Genomic DNA, 5,964 nt, shown 5'->3' with positions numbered 1-5,964 from the left:
GTTACGCTGCGCTAACCCGACCTACGGGGCTCGGGTGGAGGAATGGTAGGTCGGGTTAGCGTAGCGTAACCCGACGCAGGGGGGACCAAACTCAGCCCAGATCTTCCTCGGAAATGGCGTGGCCCCAGCCCTGCTTCGCTCTGAGGTAACGCCGGTTCCACTCGTCGACCCCGGCGAGGTGCTTGACCCGCCGCACGTTCACCAGACCATGAGCGGCAAGATCCTCGAGCTTCTTCGGGTTGTTGGTCAACAATCGGAACGGGCTGTCTCCCAACCGCCACTTGAGAATCGACGCTGCATCGCCAAAATCACGGGAATCGTCCGGCAGCCCGAGGCTCCGGTTCGCCTGGTAGGTGTTTTCGCCGGCATCCTGCAACAGGTACGTGGCGGCCTTGGCCCAGAGGCCGATCCCGCGACCCTCGTGCCCGGCCATGTACACCAGGTACCCCCCGGCAGGATCCTGCTGGATCTGACGAACCGCAGATGCCAGCTGCGGCCCGCAATCACAGCGGCGCGAGCCGAAGACATCCCCGGTGAGACAATTCGAATGGACCCGGACCAACGGCTCGTTGGAACGATCGGGATCACCGATCACCAGCAGGCTGTTGACCGCCATGGATGAGGTCAGGGAAGCGAACAGATGCTGACCACCCTGTTGCCGGAGCTCGGCCGCCAAGCCATCGACCCTGGCCAGTTCCGTGCGTCGGACGAAGGCGTACCACTGTGCCGTGAGCGGCTCATCGGTCAGCGCGATCGGCAACGGAATCGGCCCGAGCACCTCGAGCGCCGGCTCGGCCGGAATATCCGCCGAGGTCGCATCGATGACCTCGCCCGCGGCGTTGATCCGCGTGAGTTTGCCCTGCTCCAGCAGGCGGGAACGGACCGAAGGGTCGATATAGGTAAACATGCGCTGATTCGTCTCGCTCAGATCGGGCAGGGCCCGCTTGGCCGCCTAGCATACCGATCCTGAAGCCGGGGTCCATTATCCCAACTCCATACGCAACCACCACCGGCCACTTGAGATCGCTCGATCCAGCAGGGCTTCGATGCGGCCCGACACGATGCTGGCGGCAACGGGAACCGTTGCCGGCCGGCCGGCACGACAGGATGTTCAGCGGCGCCAGAAGGCCGGGGAAAGGAGTACCAGCACGGTGAAGATTTCCAACCGGCCCAGGAGCATCGCGAAGACCAGAACCCACTTGCTGAAGTCGTTGATACTGGAATAATTCTGCCCGACATCGCCGAGCCCCGGGCCCAGATTGTTCAGCGTCCCCGCCACCGCCGAGAACGACGTCACCTGGTCGAGGCCGGAGGCCATCAGCAGCAGCACCATTACCGCGAACACCAGAATATACGCCGCCATGAAGCCCCAGACCGCCTCGACCACTCGGTTCGGCATCACCTTTTCGTTCACCTTGACCGCGATATGCGCATGGGGATGAATCAACCGCTGGATCTCGCGCAACCCCTGTTTGCCCAGCAGCAGCACCCGGATCACCTTCATGCCCCCGCCGGTCGAGGCGGTGCAGCCGCCGACGAAGGACAGGAACACCAGCATCAGCGGCAGGAATCCCGGCCAGAGGTGGAAGTCCGTGGTGGAATATCCCGTGGTGGTACCAATGGATACGGCATGGAAGATTCCCCAGCGTAACGCCTCCGAGACGGTGCCTGTGACCCCTGCGTACAGCAGGTAGGCAACCCCGATCGCGGAACCGGTGCCGAGCAGGAGAAGATACAGCCGAACCTCCTCATCACGCCGGTAGGGAGCGAAGCTGGCTTTTCGGAAAACAAGGAAATGCAGCGCAAAATTCATTCCCCCTAGTAGCATGAACACGACCGCGACCGACTCGATCATCGTGCTGTCAAAGTGGCCAATGCTGGCGTCGTAGGTCGAAAAGCCGCCGATGGCGAGGGTCGTGAAGGAATGCGCGATGGCGTCGAAGACCTCCATCCCCGCGGCCCAATAGGCCAGTGCGCAGGCCACGGTCAGGCCGACGTACACGAACCAGAGGTTGCGCGCCGTCTCCGCGATGCGCGGGGCCAGCTTGGTATCCTTCATGGGCCCGGGCATCTCGGCACGGAAGAGCTGCATGCCGCCGATCCCCAGCAGCGGCAGGATAGCCACGGCCAGGACAATGATGCCCATGCCCCCCAGCCACTGGAGTTGCTGGCGGTACCAGAGAACGGCGCGCGGAAGATCGTCCAGCCCCACGATCACCGTTGCGCCGGTCGTGGTCAGCCCGGACATGGACTCGAACACCGCATCGGTTACCGACACATGCAGTGCCGGGTCCAGGTACAACGGAAGGGCCCCAAAGATCCCGAGGACCAGCCAGAACATCACCACGACCACGAAACCGTCCCGCACCTGCAGGTCTCCGCGCGACCGGAAGAACGCCGCCCAGATCAGGAGCCCGGTGCCCATCAGGATGCCGAAGGCCTGCAGGAACACCCCGCGGCTGGGTTCGTCGTAGATCCAGCCGATCAGCGCGGGCGGCAGCATGGTCAGGCTGAACAGCGTGACCAGGATACCGAGCAGACGCAGGGTGGTGGCTATCTGGAACATGGCTGGATCACCTCCCTGGTGGCACTGCCGTTCCGCCGGCCGAGGCGTCGTCGCATCGGCATCAGAAGAACAACGGGCTTGGCTGGAACAGGCGCTGTACGGCCGCCACCTGGCTGCGGTCGGTCAGGAACAGGATTGCGTGATCCCCCGTGTGAATGATCGTGTCGTGGTGCGGAATGATGACCTCTTCCCCTCTCACCAGGGCGCCGATGCTGGCGCCCTCGGGCAGCTTCAGCTCGTCGATACGCCGGTCGACCACCTGCGAGGTACGGGAGTCCCCGTGCACGATGGTCTCGATGGCTTCGGCCGCTCCCCGGCGCAGGGTGTGCACGGTCGCCGTGCCACCTTCGCGCACCCGGGCGAGCAGTGCGCCCACGGTGGCCAGTTGCGGTGAAACAGCGATATCGATGGTGCCGCTCTGGACCAGGTCCACGTAGCTGGGCCGGTTGATCAGGCAGATGACCTTGCGCACCCCACGGCGCTTGGCCAGCATGCCGGCGAAGATATTCGACTGATCGTCGTTCGTCACTGCACAGAGGACGTCCGCATGGGCCACGTCGATCTCCTGAAGAAAGCGGTCATCCGAACCGTCTCCCTCCAGCACCAGAACCTCCGTGGGCAACTGACTGGCCAGAAGCCGGGCTCGGGCCGGGTCGCGCTCGATGACCTTGACCCGATAGCGGTCGGCGAGGATCTCGGCGAGACGACGACCGATGTTGCCGCCGCCGGCGATGATCACCCGATGGTAGGAACGCTCCAGGTGCCGCAGTTCGGCGGTCACCGCGCGGATGTTCTTTTTCGCGGACACGAAGAAGACCTCGTCGTCGGCCTCGATCACCGTGTCCCCGTCCGGGACCACCGGCCGATCCTTGCGGAAGATGGCGGCGACGCGTGTCTGCACGCCCGGACGGACCCTGCGCAGGTTCCTCAATTCCCGCCCGACGAGGGGGCCACCGTGATAGGCGCGTACGCCCACCAGCGAGACCCTGCCCTCGGCGAAATCGAGCACCTGCAGCGCCCCCGGATGTTCGATCAGGCGCTGGATCTGACTGGTGACGATCTCCTCGGGCGAGATCAGCATATCCACTGGAACGGCATCACGCCCGAACAGGCGCGGATGCTCGTGGTAGTCCCGGGCGCGTGCACGCGCGATGCGGGTTTCGACGTTGAAGAGGGTCGTCGCGACCTGGCAGGCCATCATGTTGACCTCGTCCGAGTCGGTCACCGCGATGAGCATGGCCGCATCACGGGCGCCTGCCGCCTCCAGCACCGGCGGATGCGCGCCGAAGCCGACCAGCACATTCACCCGCAGTTCGGCCTTCAGGGCCTGCAGGCGCTGCCGGTTGCGATCGACCACGGTGATGTCATGTCCATCGGCACTCAGGGCCTCGGCGAGGGAAGAGCCCACCTGTCCGGCGCCCAGAATGATGATCTTCTTCATGAAAGCCCTGTGCCCGGATCCATGCCGCCTCCACCGCTCCACGCGCCCTGGGGATAATGATGCCGGGCTAACGGTCCCGTATGCTACTGCCTGCCCAAGCCCGCGACCACCGCCTTGCCATGGTGAGCGATCCAGCCGATGTCCCAGACCCCTCCGGACAAGACAATGAACACGCATGCCGATGCCGTACCTTCCCGGCACGGCATCGCTGCGTTTGCAGGCGATGCGGCTGTGCCCGCCATTGCGATGACCGGCCTGCGCAAGATCTACAACGGCGTTTCGGTCGTCGACGGTATCGATCTTGCCATCCCCGCCGGCGAGTTTTTTGGGCTACTCGGCCCCAATGGCGCCGGCAAGACGACGACGCTGCGCATGCTTCTTGGCCTTACGCCGATCGATGCCGGATCGGTGCGGGTGCTGGGAATGTCGATCCCGGAATACGAGCGCGAAATCCGGGCACGGCTGGGCGTGGTGCCCCAGTTCGACACGCTGGACCCGGACTTCACGGTCGAAGAGAACCTGCTCACCTACGCGTCCTATTTCGGGCTGTCCGGCCCGGTGCTGACACAGCGTATCGATGACCTTTTGGAGCTGGCGAACCTGGAGAGCCGCCGGCGCGCGCGCATCAACACCCTTTCGGGCGGTATGAAACGGCGGTTGACCCTCGCGCGCGCCCTGATCAACCAGCCGGAGGTGGTGATCCTGGACGAACCCACCACGGGCCTCGATCCACAGGCCAGGCACCATCTGTGGCGGCAGTTGCGCCGGCTGCGCGAGCGCGGCGTGACCCTGGTGCTCACCACCCATTACATGGAGGAGGCCGAAGAACTCTGCGACCGGATCGCGATCATCGATGCCGGCCGCATCATCGCCTGTGACACGCCGAAGGCGCTGATCGCGGCTCACGTGGAACCCTGGGTCATCAGCCTGAGTGCCGCCTCGGCGCGCCGTTTCATCGCCGACCCGAGCATGCTACCGGCGCGGATGCTGGAAATCGCGGATACCTGGCTGATCTACACGGCGGATCCCGCCGCGGTGCGTGCGGAACTGGAATCGGCCGGACTCCCGCATTCCACCCGTGCCGCCAACCTCGAAGACGTGTTCCTGAAATTGACTGGCCACGACCTGCGGGAATGAGATGAGCCGCGCGCGTCACCCCCTGTTTCCCCGTCCCAGCCTGCGCTTCATCCCGGTCTGGCGGCGCAATCTGCGCGTCTGGCGGAAGCTGATGATGCCCTCGCTGCTCGGCAACTTCGGCGAACCGGTGCTGTATCTCCTCGCGTTCGGCTACGGCTTCGGGCGGCTGGTCGGCGAACTGGACGGGATGAGCTACATGGTCTTCATCGCCTCCGGGATCATCTGTTCCAGCGCCATGTTCACCGCGAGCTTCGAGGGCATGTACTCGGCCTATACGCGCATGGCGGAACAGAACACCTGGCTGGCGATGCTCGGGACACCATTGACGCTGGATGACATCGTCTTTGCGGAAGCCATCTGGGCGGCTACCAAGGGGTTGGTCAGTGCCGCGGCGATCCTGATCGTGGCCAGTGTGCTGGGGCTGGTCACAGACGCCCGCGCCCTGCTCGCGCTGCCGGTGGTGTTCCTGGCGGCGTTCACCTTCGGGTCGCTGGCGCTGGTGATCACCTCGGTGGCCCGCAGCTACGATTTCTTTCTTTATTACTTCACCTTGGCAGTAACGCCGATGTTATTGCTTTCCGGTGTTTTTTTCCCGCTGCAGGAAATGCCAGGCTGGGTCCAGGGGCTGGCTTTGTCGCTCCCCCTGGCACACGTGGTGGAGATCGTGCGCCCTCTGATGACCGGAACCTGGCCGACCCAGGTGGCGCTGCACCTGGCCGTGATCGTCGTCTATGGCGCCGTCGCGCTGGTCCTGGCCACCGCGCTGATCCATCGGCGGCTGATTCGCTGAGGTGGCTGCAAATGTCGGGTTACGCTGCGC

The 5,964-nt window shown here is 64.5% G+C and carries 5 protein-coding genes; 2 read left to right on the top strand and 3 right to left on the bottom strand.

Features of this window, described 5'->3' with window-relative positions; genetic code table 11:
- Positions 1–91 precede the first annotated feature (91 nt).
- The 3 genes from EA346_RS14485 to trkA form a co-directional block, all read right to left on the bottom strand.
- On the bottom strand, positions 92–907 hold the full coding sequence (locus EA346_RS14485) for a GTP cyclohydrolase II (RefSeq protein WP_296759775.1): 816 nt from the start codon (positions 905–907) through the stop codon (positions 92–94).
- 204 nt (positions 908–1,111) lie between these two features.
- Positions 1,112–2,566: a TrkH family potassium uptake protein gene (locus EA346_RS14480; protein WP_296759773.1), complete on the bottom strand. Its 1,455-nt coding sequence runs from the start codon at positions 2,564–2,566 to the stop codon at positions 1,112–1,114.
- Positions 2,567–2,627: 61 nt separating this feature from the next.
- The gene (gene trkA, locus EA346_RS14475) at positions 2,628–4,007 is read right to left on the bottom strand and encodes a Trk system potassium transporter TrkA (RefSeq protein WP_296759771.1); all 1,380 of its coding nucleotides are present in this window, start codon (positions 4,005–4,007) and stop codon (positions 2,628–2,630) included.
- 231 nt (positions 4,008–4,238) lie between these two features.
- Here trkA and EA346_RS14470 point away from each other — a divergent pair, with 231 nt between their 5' ends.
- Both EA346_RS14470 and EA346_RS14465 read left to right on the top strand, forming a co-directional pair.
- On the top strand, positions 4,239–5,144 hold the full coding sequence (locus EA346_RS14470) for an ATP-binding cassette domain-containing protein (RefSeq protein ID WP_296759777.1): 906 nt from the start codon (positions 4,239–4,241) through the stop codon (positions 5,142–5,144).
- A gap of 1 nt (position 5,145) precedes the next feature.
- Positions 5,146–5,934: an ABC transporter permease gene (locus EA346_RS14465; protein WP_296759769.1), complete on the top strand. Its 789-nt coding sequence runs from the start codon at positions 5,146–5,148 to the stop codon at positions 5,932–5,934.
- Positions 5,935–5,964 lie beyond the last annotated feature (30 nt).

The organism is Thioalkalivibrio sp., assembly GCF_007692535.1.
GTDB lineage: Bacteria > Pseudomonadota > Gammaproteobacteria > Ectothiorhodospirales > Ectothiorhodospiraceae > Thioalkalivibrio.
Note: the sequence above shows the minus strand (reverse complement) of the source record. Positions and strands in the feature narration are given on the sequence as shown.